We start from the raw sequence: 19,605 nt of genomic DNA, 5'->3' as shown, positions 1-19,605 counted from the left end.
CTGGGCATGCATGCGCTCGGGAGAGGATTTTGATACGGCCAAGCTATTCAGCGAAAAACACTTCGTGAAAGCTTGACCGGCAACAGAGTATCTACAGGTCCAGCATTTGACGCGGGATCACCGGATTCATCTGGATTCGACCTGTTCAGCACGAATGCCTCACGCATCAGCTATACCGCACAAACGCAAAAGCCCGATCCAGATGGATCGGGCTTTTTGGGTCTGCGGTGCCGAAAACAGGAATCGAACCTGCGACCTTCGCGTTACGAGTGCGCTGCTCTACCGGGCTGAGCTATTTCGGCGATCACCTCAATAGGTAAAGCTAGCAGCTAGGTGGTCAGCGCACTGCATCATCTCAAGTCATCAAGGGCGGCAGTTGGCTGGGCGGTATTGGGCAGCGATGGTGCTGGTCGCGGTGCAACCCCAAGTTACGCTGTTGTTCACGCCCTGCCCAGGAGTCAATACAAAGGTCTGACCGCGAATAATAGTGTTTACAGGCGCACCGGGCCCTGCTGTAGCAGTAATAACACCGCCAGCTCCGATTACGACAGAAGCAGTGTAGGTACCCGATGCGCCGCCATAGCCAGCGGCAGCATTAGTGGCAGGAAACACGCCATTAGTCTGATAAGCCTCTGCAACGGCGACCTTAGCACCATCCGCGAGCGCCACTAGCTCAGAAACCTGTGCGCGGATTGTGTAGTCCTGATATGCGGGGATGGCCACCGCTGCAAGGATGCCAACGATAGCCACGACGATCATCAGCTCAATCAGCGTGAAACCTTTTTGTACTTTTTTCATTGGTACTGCTCCGGTGCGTCAATAAGGTGTTGCGTGCCTGTCCCAAAGCATAGGTCATGCCAAATACTCTTCAACCCTCCTTTATTGCTAATTCTCTAGCCAACGGCGTAACCGCAAGTCCCTGCCGGATTACTGGCGGACAATTTACGTCACCTTGTCTTGCATCATTGGCAGCGTCGCCCGACTAGGCTATAAACCCATGACTGTATGGGGTTGGTGGATTTATGAGTGACGTTGTCCTGACCGGTTTGGCCAAGCAATTGGTAGCTGCCGAACTTTTGACTGAAAAAGCGACGCAGCAGGCGTTTCTGCAAGCCCGGCGCGACAAGGTTTCGCTGATCAGTTATCTGGTGCAAAACCGCTTGGTCAAAGCCCTGGCTCTGGCGGAAATGTCGTCGGACCAGTTCGGTCTGCCGTTTCTCGACCTCAATTGCCTTAATAAAGAAGAGCAGCCCAGAGGTGTGGTGAGTGAAAAGCTCATCCGTCAGCACCATGCCCTGCCGCTGTGGAAGCGCGGCAATAAGCTTTATATCGGTATCTCCGACCCGGCCAACCAGCAAGCCATCACCGATCTGCAGTTCAACACCGGGCTCGCCATCGAAGCGATTCTGGTAGAAGACGACAAGCTCAGCGACGCCATCGAAAAGTTTTTCGATGGTCACACCTCTCTTGGGGATTTAGGCGATGTCGATCTCAGCCTGGAGGTGGTGTCAGGCGGAGAATCCAAGGAGACGTCCCTAGGACAGGATGACGCCGACGATGCGCCGGTGGTGCGCTTCGTCAACAAGATGCTGATGGACGCCATCCGCCTCGGCTCGTCCGACTTGCACTTTGAGCCCTACGAAAAGACCTTTCGGGTTCGCTTGCGCACGGACGGCATTCTGCATGAAGTCGCCAAGCCCCCTATCCACCTTGCAAGCCGCATTGCAGCGCGTCTGAAGGTCATGGCCAGCCTGGATATTTCCGAGCGACGCAAACCGCAGGATGGCCGGGTCAAGCTGCGCATATCGAAAACCAAGGCTATTGATTTCCGGATGAACACCCTGCCGACGCTGTGGGGGGAAAAGATCGTGATGCGTCTGCTGGATCCGACCACGGCAAAAATGGGCATTGATGCATTGGGCTACGAGCCTGAGCAGAAAGCCCTGTACCTGGAAGCACTTAAACAACCGCAAGGCATGATTCTGGTCACAGGCCCTACCGGCTCGGGTAAAACCGTGTCGCTGTACACCGGCCTCAATATCCTCAACACCGTGGATATCAATATTTCCACCGCCGAAGATCCGGTTGAAATCAACCTGGAAGGCATCAACCAGGTCAACGTCAATCCCCGTCAAGGAATGGACTTTTCCCAGGCACTTCGGGCCTTTTTGCGTCAGGATCCTGACGTGATCATGGTCGGTGAGATTCGCGATCTGGAAACGGCGGAAATCGCCATCAAGGCTTCGCAAACCGGGCACATGGTCTTGTCCACGCTGCACACCAACAGCGCCGCCGAAACCCTGACCCGCCTGCATCACATGGGAGTGGCTGCGTTCAACATCGCCACCGCCATCAACCTGATCATTGCTCAGCGTCTGGCGCGCAAGCTGTGCCCGCACTGCAAGAAGGAGGCGGACATTCCTCACGACACGTTGATATCGGAAGGCTTCCCGGCAGACAAAATCGGCACGTTCAAGGTCTATACGCCGGTAGGCTGCGACCAGTGCAATGGCGGCTATAAAGGCCGCGTGGGGATTTACGAAGTGGTCAAGAAGACCCCCGCTCTGGAGCGCATCATCATGGAAGAAGGCAACTCACTGGATATTTCCGTGCAAATGCGCAAGGACGGCTTCAATGACCTGCGCACCTCCGGCCTGATCAAAGCCATGCAGGGCGTCACCAGCCTCGAAGAAGTCAACCGCGTGACCAAGGACTGATCATGGCCAGCAAAGCGGCGAAAGTTATCGTTTTTACGTGGGAAGGCACCGACAAGAAAGGCGCGAAGATGACCGGCGAACTGACCGGCCATAATCCGGCGCTGGTCAAGGCGCAGTTGCGCAAGCAAGGCATCAACCCGACCAAAGTGCGCAAGAAACCGGTTTCGATCTTTGGTGGCGCCGGGAAGAAAATCAAACCGCTGGATATCGCGTTTTTCTCTCGCCAGATGGCAACCATGATGAAAGCCGGGGTGCCGCTGCTGCAGTCCTTCGACATCATCGCCGAAGGTTCGGAAAACCCGAACATGCGCAAGCTGATCGAAGAAGTGAAAAGCGAGGTCGCAGCCGGTAACAGTTTCGCCACTGCACTACGGCAGAAGCCGCAATATTTCGACGACCTGTACTGCAACCTTGTAGACGCCGGTGAGCAGGCCGGTGCGCTGGAAGCCCTGCTGGATCGAGTGGCGACCTATAAGGAAAAAACCGAAAAACTCAAAGCCAAGATCAAGAAGGCCATGACCTACCCGATCATGGTGATGCTCATGGCCTTTGTCGTTTCAGGGATCATGCTGCTTTATGTAGTGCCGAAGTTTCAGGACATCTTCGCTGGTTTCGGCGCAGAGCTGCCGGCGTTCACCCTAATGGTAATTGGCCTGTCAAAATTCGTTCAGGACTGGTGGCTGATCATTCTGGGACTGATATTCGCCAGTACTTTCCTGTTTCGACGCAGCTACAAAGGCTCACAGAACTTCCGTGATAGCGTCGACCGCAGCCTGCTGAAAGTCCCGGTTATCGGCCCGTTGATTTATAAATCTTCGGTCGCGCGCTTTGCTCGTACCCTGTCCACCACCTTCGCTGCCGGTGTGCCGCTGGTGGAAGCGCTGGACTCAGTAGCAGGCGCAACCGGTAACGTGGTTTTCCGCAACGCAGTAAACAAGGTCAAGCAGGATGTTTCTACCGGCATGCAGCTCAACTTCTCCATGCGTGCCACCGGCGTATTCCCCAGCCTTGCCATTCAAATGACCGCCATCGGCGAAGAGTCGGGCGCACTGGACTCGATGCTCGACAAGGTCGCGACTTATTACGAGGATGAAGTCGATAACATGGTAGACAATCTGACCGCCTTGATGGAGCCGCTGATCATGGGCGTGCTCGGCGTCATCGTTGGCGGTCTGGTGATCGCCATGTACCTGCCGATCTTCAAACTCGGAGGCGCAGTCTGACAATGCTGCTTGTTGATTTCCTGGCCAGCTCACCGCTGGCCTTTGTTTTATCCGCACTGATTCTTGGCTTGCTGGTGGGCAGTTTTCTCAATGTGCTGATTTATCGCCTGCCGATCATGATGGAGCGCGACTGGCAGGCTCAGTCCCGGGAAATGCTCAAACTGCCCGCCGAGCCTGAAGGCGAGACCTTCAACCTCATACTGCCGCACTCCCGTTGCCCGCATTGCACCCATCAGATCCGCCCATGGGAAAACCTGCCAGTGCTCAGCTACCTGTTTCTGGGTGGCAAATGCTCAAGCTGCAAAGCACCGATCAGCAAACGTTACCCGCTGGTGGAACTGACCTGTGGCCTGCTGTCCGGCTACATCGCCTGGCACTTCGGTTTTGGCTGGCCTGCGGCAGCGATGCTGGTGCTGAGCTGGGGCCTGCTGGCCATGAGTCTGATCGATGCCGACCACCAGTTGCTGCCTGACGACCTGATCTTACCGCTGCTGTGGATGGGCCTGATCGTCAACTCGTTCGGCCTGTTCACCAACCTGAGCGACGCGCTCTGGGGCGCAGTAGCCGGTTATCTGGTGTTGTGGTCGGTGTACTGGCTGTTCAAACTGATCACCGGCAAAGAAGGCATGGGCCATGGCGACTTCAAATTGCTGGCCATGCTGGGGGCCTGGGGTGGCTGGCAGATCCTGCCGTTGACCATCCTGCTGTCATCGCTGGTCGGGGCCATATTGGGCCTGATCATGCTGCGTTTGCGTAATGTCGAAACCAGCACGCCGATCCCCTTCGGTCCCTATCTGGCCATCGCAGGCTGGATCGCTTTGCTCTGGGGTGGTCAAATAACCGACTCCTATTTGCAATTTGCCGGTTTCAGATGACCCCAACCGCTCAAAAACCCTGGATTCTCGGCCTTACCGGCGGCATCGGTAGCGGCAAGAGCGCCGCAGCGCAGTGCTTCATTGATCTGGGCATTCATGTGGTCGACGCCGATCACGCCGCGCGCTGGGTGGTTGAACCCGGCCGTCCGGCGCTGGCACAAATCGCAGAACACTTCGGGCCGACGGTGCTGCATGCCGATGGCACGCTGAATCGAGGTGCCCTGCGCGGCTTGATTTTCGAGAATGCCGAACAACGCCGCTGGCTCGAAGCCCTGCTGCACCCGCTGATCGGCACCGAAATCCAGCGCGATCTGGCCAGCGCCACCTCGCCTTATGCGATTCTGGTTTCGCCCCTGCTGGTCGAGTCCGGCCAGTGGAAAATCACTCAGCGCGTGCTGGTCATTGATGTCCCACAAAACGTGCAAGTCCAGCGCACCATGCTGCGCGACAGTTCCAGTCAGGAGCAGGTCGAGGCGATTATCAAGGCCCAGGCCAGTCGCGAAGATCGATTGAGTCGTGCCGATGATGTGCTGGTCAATGACCGGGACGCTGCCTGGCTGCGAAGCGAAGTCCAGCGGCTGCACCACTTTTATTTAACTTTGTCCGGAGGCCAATCATGAGCCAACCAATGACCGTCGATTGCCCAACCTGTGGCGCCCCTGTGGAATGGAGCGCCGCCAGCCCTGCCCGGCCGTTCTGCTCTGAACGCTGCAAGCTGATCGATCTCGGCGCATGGGCGTCGGAAGAACATGCGATTCCGGTCAGCCCGGATGCCGAAGACGAAATGTTTTCCGGCGATCTGCCAGACAGGCATTGATCTGTACGTGACTGAGCCTGACGTTATCAGGCTCGGCTCACGGCTTCTCCAGCGCTTCGCGAAGCGCGTCCGGTCCGTTGAATTCCTGCCGCTCCAGCAACTTGCCATCCTTGATCTGTAGCCACTGCACAGCCGCTGCGTCCCCGCCATAACCAGGCGCGATCTGCGCTTCGCGGTCCAGCGCTACCCGATACGAGTAAACCCTGCGCATTTTCGGCACGGCAAAGAATTTGGTGACATACGCAGGCATCGGCTCGATGTTGGCGATGAACACAGTGTGCCGGGCCTCCAGAAAACCTTTGGGTTTGTCTTTGAGTGCCTTCTCCATGATCTTGCCCGCGCTCATGCTGCTGGCCACCAGAATGGTCTGGGTCTTTTGCGGGTCCATCACATACGGCTCATCAAACTGGTCGAACAGACTCCAGGTCGGCACCGGATCCCCGATTTCAATGGCCTGCGCGGTAAACGGCAACAGGATCAACAGCAGAATGGGCCAGAGTTTCAAGGGTGCAACTCTCCTGAGCGGATTGGAAAAACCAACACCATAGCGGAAATGGGCGGTGGGTTGGCTGGTCGTAACACCGAGGCACCCTCCTTTGGCTTGGTCTGAAGCGTAATTAACGCAATCTACCGTAGGAGCGCGCTTGCCCGCGATTCGATTTCATGGCCGAACATATTTAGCGCCCGTGCCAACGTGATCGCGGGCAAGCGGTCTTATCAAAGACCATGCAAACTGCTGGATTGAAATAGATTTTCTGTAAGAGCTGCCGAAGGCTGCGAAGCATTTATCCAGGCACACCGCGATCGCAGCCTTCGGCAGCTCCTACAGGCCCTCTGTCTGCCGCGAGACAGCAGGGCCGCTCCTACCTGCGTTGTATTCGAAATGCACAGCAGCATCTTCCAGTTGTAGCTATTAGAACGCTAAGCTTGGCCCATGGATGACTCAGACTACCTACGCCTGCTCACGATCCAGGCCGAACAAGCCAACGCGTTTCTTTCCAATGCGCGAAAGTGGGAGCGTGAGCGATGGGTTTGTGAGCGTCTGCTGCAAGGCCTGAACATTACGCATCGTCACGAAGACTTCACCGCAGCCGTGCAGGAACCGCCCGACGTGCTGTTTCGTGATGCGCGTTTTGAAGTGTTCTTCGTCCTGGATGAAGGCCGTCGCCTCAACGATGAGTGGCGCGAGGAGCTGGCGCGCAGGCGTGGCGCATTTTCCCTGAGCCAACTGGTGCGCCGCGAAGCCAAGCCCAAACGCATTCCTGCAAGCGATCTGCTGCAACGGCTGGGGCCCACACTTCGCAAAAAAGCCACCAACTACAACGAACGCGGTATCGACCTGAGTGGGCTGGACATCATCGCCTTCGCCAGCCTAAAGCGCGAAGTACTCGACTTGAACAGCCATTTCCCGCCACCCACCGAGTACCTGCGCCAGGGTTGGCGCTCCTTGTCACTGGTGGGCCCAACCTTTGCCCGAGTGTTATTTGCCCACCCAGGCGCTCCGGATTTTCTGCGAACCAACCTGGGTCGCAGCGTGGTTTTCGATGTTGGAATCAGCTTATGAGCCCTCTGCAAGAACTATTGGCCGATGTACCGCAAACCGGCCGGGTGCGCTGGATTGGCGTGCGTCCTGAATCCCGTGGCGAAATGGTCGAACTGGACGCGGTGGAAGCACGCCGCGAAGCCGGCCTGACCGGCGATCATGCGCGCCCCGGCCCACGCAATGCGCGGCAGGTCACTTTGATTCAATGGGAGCATCTGGCTGTGGTCAGCTCCTTGCTGAACCGCCCTGAAGATCAACCCATCGTGCCTCAGGACCTGCGCCGCAATCTGGTGATCAGCGGCATCAATCTGTTCAGCCTCAAAGGGCGTCGCTTCAAGATCGGTCAGGCAATTCTGGAAACCACCGGCTGGTGCCAGCCTTGCGCCCGGCTGGAGCAGCGTCTTGGGCACGGCACCTTTCAGGCTGTACGTGGGCATGGCGGAATTACTGCGCGAGTGATACAAAGCGGCATCATTCGTCTGGACGATTCGCTGCGGGTCGAACCGCTGGAACTGATTGCCGAATAACCGCTGCGCCCTTTTCTGAGACTCTCATGTCCAGTCGCCTGAAACCCAACGACCAAACGCGTGTCGAAGCAGGTGTCGAAGAGTACCTGCAAGCCCCCACGACCAAGTCGAGCGCCGGCCATTTGTCCCTGGCTGCTCCTTTTCGTGGTGGCTGCAATGGTGGTTGGCCTGGACGTGTCGAGCCTTTTGTTGAGTTATCTGACGCTCTGAGCAGCAGCAAGACAGCGCTCGCGAGGATCAACTCACTCCCCCCGAATTCCTTAAACCTTATGAGATATCCCTATGACTCATCGTATTGTCATCGTTGGCGGCGGCGCTGGTGGTCTGGAGCTGGCGACCCGCCTGGGTAAAACCCTGGGCAAGAAAGGCACGGCAAGCGTGACCCTGGTCGACGCCAACCTGACCCACATCTGGAAACCGCTGCTGCACGAAGTCGCGGCAGGTTCGCTCAACTCCTATGAGGATGAGCTGAATTATGTGGCTCAGGCCAAGTGGAACCACTTTCAGTTCCAGCTCGGCAAAATGACGGGACTGAACCGTGAGGCGCGGCAAATTCATCTGGCCGCCACGCTGGATGAAAACGGTCTGGAACTGGTTCCTGCGCGCAGCCTGGATTACGACTCGCTGGTGATTTCGGTAGGCAGCACCACAAACGACTTCAACACGCTTGGCGCCGCCGAGCACTGCTTGTTCCTTGATTCGCGCAAGCAGGCCGAGAAATTCCACCAGCAGTTACTCAACCACTACCTGCGCGCTCACGCCGGGCAAGTCGACCACACCCAGGAAATCACCGTGGCCATCGTCGGTGCAGGTGCTACTGGCGTCGAGCTGGCGGCTGAACTGCACAACGCGGCTCACGAACTCGCGGCTTACGGATTGGGCAAGATCAAGCCGGAAAACCTGCGCATCACGGTCATCGAAGCAGGCCCGCGGGTATTGCCTGCATTGCCTGAACGCATCGGCGGGCCGGTGCATAAAACCCTGGAGAAACTCGGCGTTACGGTGCTGACCGATGCCGCCGTGAGTGAAGTCACGGCCGACTCGCTGATCACCGCCAGCGGGCTGGCGATTCCAGCCACGCTCAAGGTCTGGGCCGCAGGCATTCGTGCGCCGGCCTTTCTGCAGGAAATCGACGGACTGGAAACCAACCGCATCAACCAACTGCAGGTGCTCCCGACCTTGCAAACCACACGCGACGAAAACATCTTCGCGTTCGGCGATTGCGCAGCCTGCCCACAGAAAGGCTCGGACCGTAACGTCCCGCCTCGCGCACAAGCGGCGCATCAGCAGGCGTCACTGCTGGTCAAATCTCTGAAGCTGCGCATCGAAGGCAAGTCGCTGCCGGAATACAAATACACCGATTACGGCTCGCTGATCTCTCTGTCGAAATTCTCGGCAGTGGGGAATCTGATGGGCAACCTGACCGGCAGCGTCATGCTCGAAGGCTGGCTGGCGCGGATGTTCTACGTTTCCCTGTACCGCATGCACCAGATGGCGCTTTACGGCACCTTCCGCACGCTGATGCTGATGCTCGGCAGCCGTATCGGCAAAGGGACCGAGCCGCGGATGAAGTTGCATTAATAACCGCTCTTTTCTGTAGGAGCTGCCGAAGGCTGCGATAGCTCTACGCTGACATACCGCTATTTTTCTGTAGGAGCTCACGAGCACCGCGAGGCAGCGATGGCGGTCTGGCTGATACACCGCCATCGCGGCCTCGCGGTGCTCGTGCGCTCCTACAGATCTAACGTTTGGCGCACGACAGCGCCGCTCCTGCAAATCCATTGTGTGCAGCAACTGCACCAGTAATGGCATTCCGCTTCTTTAGTCCAACCGACACAGGCATACTCGGCGTCCATGCGGTTCCATGAAATGGATGTTGAGGATTTGCGTTATGTCGACGGTGCCCCGTTTCACTGATCATTACCGTAAAGCCGACCGCATCATGCTAGGGCTCCTGTGGATATGTTTTGTCTACGCCCTGGGGCTGGCGACTATTTACTCGACCTTTGGCCAGGCCATTCTGGTCGGTGGCGGCACCGCGCTGGCGATGACCGCGCTTTACCCGACACTGCGTGGCACCCGCTTGTTTCGTTGCCTGACGGGCGTGGCCCTGATGGTCATGGCGGGCCTGCACATCAACCAGACCCAAGGCGTCATTGAAGTCCACTTCGGGATTTTCGCGTTGCTGGCCGTCCTGACGTTTTACCGGGACTGGCTGCCCATCGTTGTCGCAGCGGCCACCATTGCGGTTCACCACCTGTTGTTCCATGTGCTGCAACATCAAGGCTACCCGGTGTACGTGATGCAACATCACGGCGGCTGGGGTGTGATCTTCATTCACGCCGCTTATGTAGTCGCGGAAAGCGCCATCCTGATTTATCTCGCCATCCACAGCTATAGCGCGGCCAAAGAAAGCCAGGATCTGCTGGACAAGATCCTGCAAGCGGCAACGCGCCTGGATAACAGGACGGCCGTCACTGAAAATCGTGCCGGCACACACTCTGCACAGCGCTTTGATGATTTCCTGACGTTAATCACTCACACCGTTGGCGGCGTCATTCACGAGACCCGCGGGTTGAGCGACATGGGTCGCAAGCTCTCTGTCACCGGCGAAACGCTGGACAAAGGCGCGCAGCAGCAACTGGCGGAAATCACTCGTATGGTCGACGCCATGCAGTCGCTTACCACGGCTCTGGACGACATCTCGCAACATGCCAGCCAGGCTCATCAGGGTGCCAACAAAGCTAATGAACAGTTGGTCAAAGGCCGTGAGTCGGTGGATCAGGCCAGCAAGGATATCGCCAACCTGGAGTCCTCCATCAGCGGAGCCAATCTGAGCGTGCAGTCGCTGGCCGAACAGGCAGAAAAGATTGGCAAGGTGATCAACGTAATCCGTGAAATCGCCGAACAAACCAATCTGTTGGCGCTGAATGCCGCCATTGAAGCTGCCCGCGCCGGTGAGCAGGGCCGCGGATTTGCCGTAGTTGCCGATGAAGTTCGCGGCCTGGCGCAGAAGACCGCAGGCTCGGTGGACGAAATTCGCCAGATCGTCGAATCGTTGCAGAAGGAAAGCCGCACCGCAGCGGACTCGATGCGTACCAGCGGCGAAGAAGTCGGTCGTTGCGTACAGGCCAGTCAACTGGGCTCTGAGCTATTGAAAAGCACCGTTGCCGATGTGCTGGAGATCCGCCGGCTGAACGTACTGATCGCAGGCACCACAGAGCAGCAATCCGCGGCATCGGTAGGCATCAATTATCGCCTGACCGCTGTCCACGCCATTGCGCAGAACAATGCCACGGATGTCGTTACCCTCGTCCAGTGCAGCAAAGACCTCTCGCCGATGGCGAACCGGCTCGAGGCGCTGGGCGCGGCGTTTGCGGTGAAAAAACAGCTGTAATTGCTGAGACGCTATCTCTTTCTGCCGCGCTGTCTCGCGGCAAATACTGGACCTGTAGCTGCCGAAGGCTGCGATTGCGGTCTGCCAGGATGAATGCTTCGCAGCCTCGCGCTGCTCGTCAGCTCCTACAAAATGCTCGCGTTGACTACGCCGACAAGTGCTCATACAAGATCGTCGCGCCGACCAGTATCAGCACCAGACCGCCAATAATCTCGGCGCGCTTGCCGACCATGGTGCCCAATACCCGGCCCAGCATCACACCAATGGTGACCATGGTCATGGTCGCCAGACCGATTGCCGCCGCTGCTACCAGAATATTCACGTCTACAAATGCCAAGCCAACCCCGACGGCCAGCGCGTCGATGCTGGTGGCGAAAGCAGTAACGGCCAGAATCAGAAACGAATGCTGACCCGCTTTTTCCTCGGGCTCTTCCTCATCCTGCTTCACGCCGTTGTAGATCATGTGCAAGCCGAGAATCAGCAGCAGCGTGAAGGCGATCCAGTGGTCCCAGCTTTCAACGAAGCTGCTGGCCGCATTGCCAATCGCCCAGCCGATGACGGGCGTGATGGCTTCAATCACACCGAAAATAACACCGGTGCGCAGCGCTTCGATAAAACGGGGTTTGTGCAGGCTGGAGCCTTTACCGATGGCCGCTGCAAAAGCGTCCGTGGACATGGCCAGGGCAACGAATATGAGAGAAATGGGGCTCACGGTTTACTTCCAGTCGGGCTATGAGTCAACGACACATCCACACGCCCGACTTTAGGCATGGATATGTCGCTGGTCTCGCCAACCAAAAAAGGTGTTCGTACCACGGCTGCTGCCGAGAATGTTGATACGAACGCTCCTGAGATAACTCAGCAGCAGGCTACTCCCCAACGAAGGTGGGCATCATACCCGTTCCGGGCATGAAAATATCGTCAAACACTTCACAAATTTTCGGTTGTACAGGAGGAACACTTTCTCTGTGGGAGCTGGGCTTGCCCGCGATAAGGACACCTCGATTCTGCAGGTAGATCACCTATACCTTATCGCGGGCAAGCCCAGCTCCCACGGGTAAATGCATTGCAGTTCAAGCAATCGAGTTGCAGTGACTAAGCGATGACATAGCCACGCCCAGGCTCACTGCACATTCCGGTACAACATCAATCGCGCGCTTTCATGCAGCCCGAGGGTCAACGCACGCAACCGACTGAACTCCTCCGGATGCTGACCCGCAACGTCCTCCAACGGGGTTGCCGAGGCCAGGTCGTGCAGCGTCGGTGATGTACCGTCGTGTTCCATTTGCAGGAGGAAATGCCGGGTCACGCCACCAATCAACGGGAACGTACCCTCGCGCAGCACCAATGGCACGACACGTTCACCTTCGGGCGCAGGTTGCTGGATGTCCCGACCCATGGCGCCGTTGCTGAACGGGATGCCTGCCATACCTGCCACGGTGGGCAACAAGTCCGCCAACCCGACTGCCTCCTCCACCACCTTCGTCCCAATCAAACCTGGTGCGTGAATCAGCATCGGCACGTTGTTGCTCTCCAGGCCTAACTGTTCAAAGGCCGGAGGCATGTGCGGGATCTGGCTGATACGGGTGTTGTGGTCTCCAAACAGGACAAAAATCGTGTTCTCGTAGTAACCGCCCGCCTTGGCCAGCTCCATCAGCCGCCCGATATTGAAGTCCAGCAAGCGCACCGCGTTGTATTGCTCGACGCTGCGCGAGCCCGCTGCCTGAACTTGTTCGAGGGTCAGTTTGCTGACTTCAAAACCGTCGTTTTCCTTGGGAATGGTAAACGGCCGGTGATTGCCTGCCGTCTGCAAATAGGCGAAGAACGGCTTGTCCTTGGGCAGCGCACGCAGGATTCGGTCGCCTTCCTTGAACAGATCCAGATCGGAAATCCCCCAGACATCCACCACAGGCGAATGCCAGTCACGCTCGTCATAGAGTCGAATGTCGACGATGCTGCGGCGGATCAGAGCATTCATGTTGGCCCAACCGGAGTTGCCGCCAATCATGTACAGCTTCTCGTAGCCCTTGAAGTCGTTGATCAGTGTGTTTTGCCGGGTCAGCATCGGGTGTCGGGTCGCGGTTTCCTGACGGGTCACATCGGGCACCCCGGTAATGCTTGCCCATACAGTTTTGGCAGTTCCCGTCACGGGCACATAAAAATGCCGGAAGAACCAGCTTTGCTGAGCCAGCCGATCCAGATTTGGGGTCGGGTTGAGCGGGTTGCCATACGCCCCCACGGCACTGGTGCCCAAGGACTCAAGCATCACGAACACCACGTTCGGCGGCCGCGTGGCAGCTACGTTGTAGGGCTGTACATCTTGCTGACGCTTGAATGTCAGGCTTTGCGGATCTGGTTTATCGACGCCCAGATAATCAGCGACCACTGGATAATGCTCACGCACCACGTCTTCGTCGTAACGCGATTGCCCGACTTTGAGCGTGTCATAAAGGAACAGCACCGGGTTCAACCCCAGCGCAGCAACCTGACTGTTGCCGGAAAAGAACGCATCGCTCCAGCGCAGCGGTACCGGATTTTCCAGATTGAGGTTTTCAACGCGGCCCAGCAGCCCCAACAAAGTGGCCAACGTCACGAGCACTGCGCCAAACGCGACGGACCAACGCTTGATCGGCCTGGCCTGACGCTCAAGAGTCACCCGCTCCACCCCGATGAAGGCCGCGATTATGACCCCGATACCGGCGAGCCAACTGGCGGTGATCCACAGCACCGGATAGGTTTGCCAGAGCATGTCCCGGGAAATCTGCGCGTCGTCCAGATAACGCATAACGCTCGCGTTGATCCGCACACCCAGATACGCGTAATGCCCGAAGTCGACGATGTAAACCAGAGTGACCAACGCCAGTACGACCGCCAGATACATCCGCGCCAACCAACGCATCGTTTTGACGTTCAGCAGGTTCCAGCGAGGAATCCACAGCAGCACAACGAGAGGCAACGCCAACAACAAAGCCAGACGCAAGTCGAACCGGAAGCCGATGCCCAGCGTCTTTGCGACCGTGTTGTCAGTGCTCAGACTGGCAGGATCAACACCGGAAAAACCGAAGAAAAAAACCAGCCGCAACACGCTCAGCAGCACGAAAAACAGCACGGTCACGCCCAGCCAATACAGCAAGCGCCGTGATTGCAGCCACCCCATTTTCATCCCCTTGAACGTCGTACTCACAAGCCCGAAACCGGCTTGCCGTTTGATAGCGTTAATGGCTGGCGAATGCGCCAGCGACGATGGATGCCACGCACGACCATCACTACCAGCGCCACACAGCAATACAACGCCAGCAACGGGTCGATCAGGTAGTCCCAGTAGTTTTCCGAAGGTTTGCCGCGTACCGCGAAGGCCAGTGTTGCGCCTGCCAGCATCACCACCCCCAGGCCATTACGCAGGTACAACAAGCCAAACGCGATGACCGCAACAGCAATGATCAGAGGCCGCGGATTAAAGCCCAGACGATAAGGATCGCTGTAGCTGAGGCCCAAAGTAGCCGGGTAAAGGACCAATGCCAGGGCAGCAAAAACAATCACCACAACGGCGCCAGGTCGAGCCACTCCAGGCAGCCTCATACCCAGACGCTGCAACGTGAACCAGACAAGAACAATCGCGGTGGTGATCGCCAGATCATCGGTAAAGCTGCGTACATAGGCCGCCAGCGAAAGACCATTGAGGCTGACAAAGCCCAAGGCTGAAAATCCCGCCAGAATAATCAGGCGTGACTTCAGACTCGGTGCCAACGGCGCAACCAGAAGGAACAGCGCCAGACTGAAAAACAGATGGGCTTGCCATAGAGGCATCACAGCAGTTGCTCCGCCAGCCAGGCTTCATTGAAGCTGACGTGTTTGATGAAGGTGTTATTCCACGAATACACCAAGTGGTAGATGCCTTCAGGGCTGCGGATGAAGTACGGGTACTCGTACTCGAAATCGCAGCCTTGCGGTGAGCACACGCGCTGATCGAGGTTGCTCAGGAATGCCTCCTCCAACGGATGACGGCGCTCACCACTGGAGGCCCGGAAACCTTCGCCGATGATTTCCTTGTAGGCATCAAAGGAAAATGGATTGCCCTGCGGATCGGGGGACTTGTCCAGATCGATCAAAGAGGTCCAGTGATCCATCTGCTCGTCCGTGCCGTACAGGCTCAATTTGAAACGACCGTCGCGCAGGTCGTTCAGCGCAACCAACAAACCGCGGCCAGGGGTACCGACGGCTGCCAGCGAAGAGTTGGGGTTGCTCGGCGCAAGGGGCAGCGGCTCGCTCCAGGTCTGACCGCCATCTTCGGTGCGACTGGCGAGCACTTTGTGATGCGTATTGCCCGCGTAGCGCAGCAACGCAACCGCGCGCTTGTCATCCAGCGGCACCACGGTTGGCTGCAGAGAGTTCGTGCCGCGGCTGATGCGGAATTTGTCGATCACATCGCCATTGGCGCTGAGGTAAAGGTATTCGGCGAACTTGCCCAGAAACTCGTGATAAACCGGCAGGCCTATCGAACCGTCGGCGTGAAACACCGGCGCGGCACGCACCAAGGTGCTGATGTTGAGGAAAGGCGAGGTGACCAATTGCCGTGGCTGAGACCAGCTTTTGCCCATGTCCTCGGAGACCATCACGTTGACTGAACTGCCTGCCCAGCCACCCACCGACACGGACACATAGAACAGCCACAAGCGCTGGTCCGGTGCCAAGGCGACCACAGGGTTACCGAGTTTACGAATATATTTACCGGTCCCTTCCTGAGTGGACTGACGGGTCGCCAGCACTTGCTCATCGCCCCACTCGCCTGAGCTCGCATCGAATCGCGAGGCGCGAATTTCGACATCGCCCGCCCCCTCACGAGTGCCCGCGAACCACACCGACATCAGGTCGCCACCGGGCAATGCGGTCACTGCCGAGGAGTGTACGAAGTCATCAAGGTCAGACGATGCGAAGCGGGTGTTATAACTGGCTTTAGCCGCAACGCCTGAAGCCGGTGTGAGGACCGGGGCAACGGCGAAACCGGACAGCCTGTGCTGCGGATGGCTGAGCCATGCGCCGAGGAAAACCAGAGCGAGCGCAAGATATGCACTCAAGACAGGTACATTGAAAGAAGTCAGTCGCATGGGTATTGATCACAACCGCGAAGGCAAAATGTCTGGACTCAATCACGGGACTCGTCGGCGAGAGGCCGCCGTCGGCCGGTGATCATTGACAACGGCAGGTTGTCCTTCACCTGATAACTCTCAAACAGTGCCGCCGCTATATGCAGGCACACCACCCACGCCAGGCCGTCAGCCAGCGTTTCATGAATCTGCTGAGGCCAGTCTGCGCCCCACAAGGCATCTACTTCGGTCATCAACCATCCCGTCAGACCGATGCCGAAAATCATCACCATCATCAGCACCATGACCAGCGCGCCCAGCGGCGAATGCCCCAGCCGATGTTCCGGCTGACGCCTGAGCAGCGAACTCACATGGGCACGCAAACGCGCAGGCGTCGGCCAGAAATCGGACCAGCGCGCACTGCGCGGTCCGATGAAACCCCACACCACACGCACCACCAGCCAGGCAACCGCGTAGTAACCCAGCCAGACATGCCAATCATCACCAGCCTCATTGAAGAAGTAGTTGGCGACGAACACACCGGCCAGGGAAATGTGGAACAGCCGCACCAGCGGGTCCCACAGGCGTAGGGTGGGACGGCTCATCAGCCCTTGATCTCGGTCTTCACGGCTTTGCCGGTGACCGGATCGTGGTAGATCTCGACTTTGCGCTTGTCTTTGTCGAAGCCGTAGATTTCGTAGCAGTTGCCGTCAGTGACTTTGAACTTGCTGATCTCGTAACCCTGAGCCTTGAGTTGCTCCTGGAATTTGCCCTGATCCTGCCAGGTGGAGCGTTCGGCGGTGGTGCATTGTGGTCCGGCAAGGGCCAGCGGGCTGGCGAGGAGAAAGGGAACCAGCAACAGGACTTTACGCATGGCAGACACTCGTAAGAACTAAGGAGGCGCTACTGTGCGAAACAAAGCTTAGCGAAAGCTTAGGACGCAACAGACCGTTACATCTTCTCCGACACAAGGCTCTGCCCGAAGCGCTGGCGTAGCGGCATCATGTGCGCCCTCACCGGCTGAAACCAATACGGAACACCTTATGCGCCTGCTCCTTGTGGAAGATGACCGTGCCGTAGGCCAGGGCATCCGCGTCGCCCTCGGCAGCGAAGGCTATACGCTGGACTGGCTGCAAGATGGCGCGAGCGCTCTTCATGCCCTGCGCAGCGAACGCTTTGACTTGCTGCTGCTCGACCTTGGCCTGCCGCGTCTGGACGGTCTCGACTTGCTGCGCCAGATTCGCGCGGAACAACAGTCTTTGCCCGTCCTGATCCTGACCGCACGGGACGGCACGCCGGACCGCATCGCCGGGCTGGACGCCGGTGCCGATGACTATCTGGTCAAACCGTTCGACGTGGATGAGCTCAAGGCTCGGGTTCGTGCGCTGCTGCGCCGCAGTCAGGGACGTGCGCAACCGTTGCTGGAGCATGGGCCAATCAGCCTCGATCCTTCGACCCAGCAAGTCAGCTTCAACGGCGTAGAAATCGCCATGACGCCCATGGAGTATCAGCTCCTCCATCAACTGATGATCCGGCCCGGTAAAGTCGTGACCCGCGAGCGTTTGTCGTCGACGCTCTACGGCTGGCAAGACAAGGTGGAGAGCAATACGCTGGAGGTGTTGATCCACAACCTGCGCAAAAAACTCTCCGCCGAATTGATCCGCACCGTGCGCGGCGTGGGCTACCGGATCGAGACTCTGTGATGAGTTCAGTTCGCGCGCGCATTCTCATCCCCGTGCTGCTCCTGCTGCTGTTGGGCGACTTGACCATCAGCTGGTTGGCGTTGCGCGACAGCCACACCGAAATCGAAGAGGTGTACGACGCACAGCTGGCGCAAAGCGCGCGCCTGCTGCAGGGCGTTCTGCGCCAACGGCCTCCGGGCGAAACAGACCTTGATCGGCTTTATCAGGCTTTCGACGAAGCCATGAGTCGAGTGGGTGGCGGTGAAGCCGCACATCCTTATGAAACCCGATTGACGTTCCAGATCTGGCGCAACACGGGCGAACTTCTGGTGCGTTCCGCCGAAGCACCGGAGCTGGACGGCCCGCCCGCTACCGAGGGCTCGCATGACTTCCTCAAAGACGGCAATGACTGGTGTGGTTTCCTGCTGGTCGATGCCCAGCAAGGGCTGCTGATCTGGGTTGGCGAGCGTGACGACGTGCGTCAGGATCTGATTCAACGCATCGTTCGCCATACCCTTTGGCCAACGGTAATTGGCGTGCCGCTTCTCGCCATCGCCATCTGGCTGGCGATTGGCTGGGGAATGCGTCCCCTGCAGTTCATGGCCAGCGTCATCCGTCGACGCGAGCCGGAAAGCCTTGAGCCGCTGGACCTGTCACCTCTGCCTAAAGAGCTGGAGCCTATGCAAACCGCACTCAATCGCCTGCTGATCCAGATCGAAAATCTGCTGGATCGAGAGCGTCGTTTTATAGCGGATGCCGCTCACGAATTAAGGACCCCGCTGACCATCCTGCGCATCCACGCGCAAAATGCCAAACAGGCGCAACTGCCTGAACAACGCGAAGAAGCGCTGGATTACCTGGTGCATGGCGTCGATCGCGCGACGCGCATCGCCAGTCAGTTGCTGACCATGGCGCGCCTTGAGCCGAAGATAAAACACGATGAACTGCAGACTTTCGATCTGGGCAGCCTGGTCCGTGAGGAACTCGCCGAACTGACGCCACTGGCAGCCGAGAAAAAAGTCGAGCTGGTATTCGATGGCGTCGAGGACTTCCGGTTGCACAGTGATCCGGCAGCCATCACCGTCGCCTTTCAGAACCTGCTGACCAACGCCCTTAACTTCGCTCCGGCCAACAGCGAGATCCGGGTCATTCTCGACCGGGCTCAAAACGGCGAGGCCGAGCTGCGCGTCGAGGACAGCGGGCCGGGCATTGACGAAAAAAATGCACCGCGCTTGCTGGAGCGTTTCTACACCAATGGCCATAGCAACGGCGCAGGACTGGGGCTGGCCATCGTCGAGATGATCGTCAAAAAACTCGACAGCAGCCTGCAGATCGGCAACCGCCCTGATGGCGGGTGCTGTGCGCAGTTGCGGCTCAGGAGTCTTGTAGAGCTGAAGCTGAACGCTCCGGCCTGAAATGAGATCAACGGTAGGACCGAATTCATTCGGGAAGGCGGCATTTCTGATGGACACAGACACATCGAATGTACCGGACTTTCGCGAATGAATTCGCTCCCACAGGGTTTGCATTTACCTCAGGCTCACCGCGATCCCGTGGGACCAAATTCATTCGGGAAGGCGGCATTTCTGATGGACACAGATGCATCGAATGTACCGGATTTTCGCGAATGAATTCGCTCCCACAGGGTTTGCATTTACTTCAGGTTCACCGCGATCCCGTGGGACCGAATTCATTCGGGAAGGCGGCATTCCTGATGGACACAGATACATCGAATGTACC

The 19,605-nt window shown here is 57.9% G+C and carries 19 protein-coding genes, 1 tRNA gene and 1 riboswitch; of the genes, 11 read left to right on the top strand and 9 right to left on the bottom strand.

Features of this window, described 5'->3' with window-relative positions:
- Nucleotides 1–228: 228 nt before the first annotated feature.
- Nucleotides 229–302: transfer RNA gene (locus tag KDX30_RS28020), tRNA-Thr, on the bottom strand.
- A 61-nt stretch (nucleotides 303–363) separates the two neighbouring features.
- On the bottom strand, nucleotides 364–798 hold the full coding sequence (locus KDX30_RS28015) for a pilin (RefSeq protein WP_099270986.1): 435 nt from the start codon (nucleotides 796–798) through the stop codon (nucleotides 364–366).
- 224 nt (nucleotides 799–1,022) lie between these two features.
- On the opposite strand from KDX30_RS28015, the gene pilB reads away from it, so the two are divergent.
- Genes pilB through yacG form a run of 5 tightly spaced genes read left to right on the top strand, consistent with a single transcriptional unit; the run spans nucleotide 1,023 to nucleotide 5,632 of the window.
- Nucleotides 1,023–2,717 carry a type IV-A pilus assembly ATPase PilB gene (pilB, locus tag KDX30_RS28010; RefSeq protein WP_231678102.1) on the top strand — a complete coding sequence of 565 codons (1,695 nt, stop codon included), beginning with the start codon at nucleotides 1,023–1,025 and terminating at the stop codon, nucleotides 2,715–2,717.
- 2 nt (nucleotides 2,718–2,719) lie between these two features.
- Nucleotides 2,720–3,940 (top strand): type II secretion system F family protein, encoded by a 1,221-nt coding sequence (locus KDX30_RS28005; RefSeq protein ID WP_099270988.1) that lies wholly within the window; start codon nucleotides 2,720–2,722, stop codon nucleotides 3,938–3,940.
- A 2-nt stretch (nucleotides 3,941–3,942) separates the two neighbouring features.
- Entirely contained in the window at nucleotides 3,943–4,815 is an 873-nt protein-coding gene (locus tag KDX30_RS28000; protein ID WP_099270989.1) for a prepilin peptidase, read from the top strand.
- Nucleotides 4,812–5,435 carry a dephospho-CoA kinase gene (gene coaE / locus KDX30_RS27995; RefSeq protein WP_099270990.1) on the top strand — a complete coding sequence of 208 codons (624 nt, stop codon included), beginning with the start codon at nucleotides 4,812–4,814 and terminating at the stop codon, nucleotides 5,433–5,435. The genes KDX30_RS28000 and coaE overlap by 4 nt, the downstream gene beginning before the upstream one ends.
- Nucleotides 5,432–5,632, top strand: a complete 201-nt coding sequence (yacG, locus tag KDX30_RS27990; protein WP_027902143.1) for a DNA gyrase inhibitor YacG — start codon at nucleotides 5,432–5,434, stop codon at nucleotides 5,630–5,632. Before coaE ends, yacG begins: the two co-directional genes overlap by 4 nt.
- A gap of 37 nt (nucleotides 5,633–5,669) precedes the next feature.
- Here yacG and KDX30_RS27985 read toward each other — a convergent pair whose 3' ends face one another.
- Nucleotides 5,670–6,137 (bottom strand): hypothetical protein, encoded by a 468-nt coding sequence (locus tag KDX30_RS27985; protein ID WP_027902142.1) that lies wholly within the window; start codon nucleotides 6,135–6,137, stop codon nucleotides 5,670–5,672.
- Nucleotides 6,138–6,566: 429 nt separating this feature from the next.
- Between KDX30_RS27985 and KDX30_RS27980 the strand changes: the two genes are divergently transcribed.
- The 4 genes from KDX30_RS27980 (at nucleotide 6,567) to KDX30_RS27960 (ending at nucleotide 11,099) form a co-directional block, all read left to right on the top strand.
- On the top strand, nucleotides 6,567–7,196 hold the full coding sequence (locus KDX30_RS27980; protein WP_027902141.1) for a DUF1780 domain-containing protein: 630 nt from the start codon (nucleotides 6,567–6,569) through the stop codon (nucleotides 7,194–7,196).
- Nucleotides 7,193–7,702: an MOSC domain-containing protein gene (locus KDX30_RS27975; protein ID WP_122397690.1), complete on the top strand. Its 510-nt coding sequence runs from the start codon at nucleotides 7,193–7,195 to the stop codon at nucleotides 7,700–7,702. The genes KDX30_RS27980 and KDX30_RS27975 overlap by 4 nt, the downstream gene beginning before the upstream one ends.
- Before the next feature lie 282 nt (nucleotides 7,703–7,984).
- The gene (locus KDX30_RS27965) at nucleotides 7,985–9,283 is read left to right on the top strand and encodes an NAD(P)/FAD-dependent oxidoreductase (RefSeq protein ID WP_122708275.1); all 1,299 of its coding nucleotides are present in this window, start codon (nucleotides 7,985–7,987) and stop codon (nucleotides 9,281–9,283) included.
- A 310-nt stretch (nucleotides 9,284–9,593) separates the two neighbouring features.
- Entirely contained in the window at nucleotides 9,594–11,099 is a 1,506-nt protein-coding gene (locus KDX30_RS27960) for a methyl-accepting chemotaxis protein (protein ID WP_231678101.1), read from the top strand.
- Nucleotides 11,100–11,244: 145 nt separating this feature from the next.
- Here the strand turns inward: KDX30_RS27960 and mntP are convergent, their stop codons facing one another.
- From mntP to KDX30_RS27930, 6 genes are all read right to left on the bottom strand, one after another.
- Nucleotides 11,245–11,811, bottom strand: coding sequence for a manganese efflux pump MntP (mntP, locus tag KDX30_RS27955; protein WP_231678100.1), 567 nt, complete (start codon nucleotides 11,809–11,811; stop codon nucleotides 11,245–11,247).
- Nucleotides 11,812–11,816: 5 nt separating this feature from the next.
- Nucleotides 11,817–11,989: riboswitch (yybP-ykoY riboswitch) on the bottom strand.
- 233 nt (nucleotides 11,990–12,222) lie between these two features.
- The gene (locus tag KDX30_RS27950) at nucleotides 12,223–14,256 is read right to left on the bottom strand and encodes an LTA synthase family protein (protein WP_231678099.1); all 2,034 of its coding nucleotides are present in this window, start codon (nucleotides 14,254–14,256) and stop codon (nucleotides 12,223–12,225) included.
- 23 nt (nucleotides 14,257–14,279) lie between these two features.
- A complete protein-coding gene (locus tag KDX30_RS27945) occupies nucleotides 14,280–14,909 on the bottom strand; it encodes a hypothetical protein (RefSeq protein WP_231678098.1) in 630 nt (209 codons plus the stop codon).
- On the bottom strand, nucleotides 14,906–16,204 hold the full coding sequence (locus tag KDX30_RS27940; RefSeq protein WP_231678097.1) for a sialidase family protein: 1,299 nt from the start codon (nucleotides 16,202–16,204) through the stop codon (nucleotides 14,906–14,908). The genes KDX30_RS27945 and KDX30_RS27940 overlap by 4 nt, the downstream gene beginning before the upstream one ends.
- A gap of 38 nt (nucleotides 16,205–16,242) precedes the next feature.
- On the bottom strand, nucleotides 16,243–16,788 hold the full coding sequence (locus KDX30_RS27935; RefSeq protein ID WP_099270999.1) for a cytochrome b/b6 domain-containing protein: 546 nt from the start codon (nucleotides 16,786–16,788) through the stop codon (nucleotides 16,243–16,245).
- The gene (locus KDX30_RS27930; RefSeq protein ID WP_027900126.1) at nucleotides 16,788–17,057 is read right to left on the bottom strand and encodes a PepSY domain-containing protein; all 270 of its coding nucleotides are present in this window, start codon (nucleotides 17,055–17,057) and stop codon (nucleotides 16,788–16,790) included. Before KDX30_RS27930 ends, KDX30_RS27935 begins: the two co-directional genes overlap by 1 nt.
- A 169-nt stretch (nucleotides 17,058–17,226) precedes the next feature.
- Between KDX30_RS27930 and KDX30_RS27925 the strand changes: the two genes are divergently transcribed.
- Entirely contained in the window at nucleotides 17,227–17,886 is a 660-nt protein-coding gene (locus KDX30_RS27925) for a response regulator (RefSeq protein ID WP_027900127.1), read from the top strand.
- Nucleotides 17,886–19,280, top strand: coding sequence for an ATP-binding protein (locus tag KDX30_RS27920; protein WP_099271001.1), 1,395 nt, complete (start codon nucleotides 17,886–17,888; stop codon nucleotides 19,278–19,280). Before KDX30_RS27925 ends, KDX30_RS27920 begins: the two co-directional genes overlap by 1 nt.
- The last annotated feature ends 325 nt before the right edge of the window (nucleotides 19,281–19,605 follow it).

This window comes from Pseudomonas quasicaspiana, from assembly GCF_021147825.1.
Taxonomy (GTDB): domain Bacteria; phylum Pseudomonadota; class Gammaproteobacteria; order Pseudomonadales; family Pseudomonadaceae; genus Aquipseudomonas; species Aquipseudomonas quasicaspiana.
This window is presented reverse-complemented; position numbering and strand designations above follow the sequence as displayed.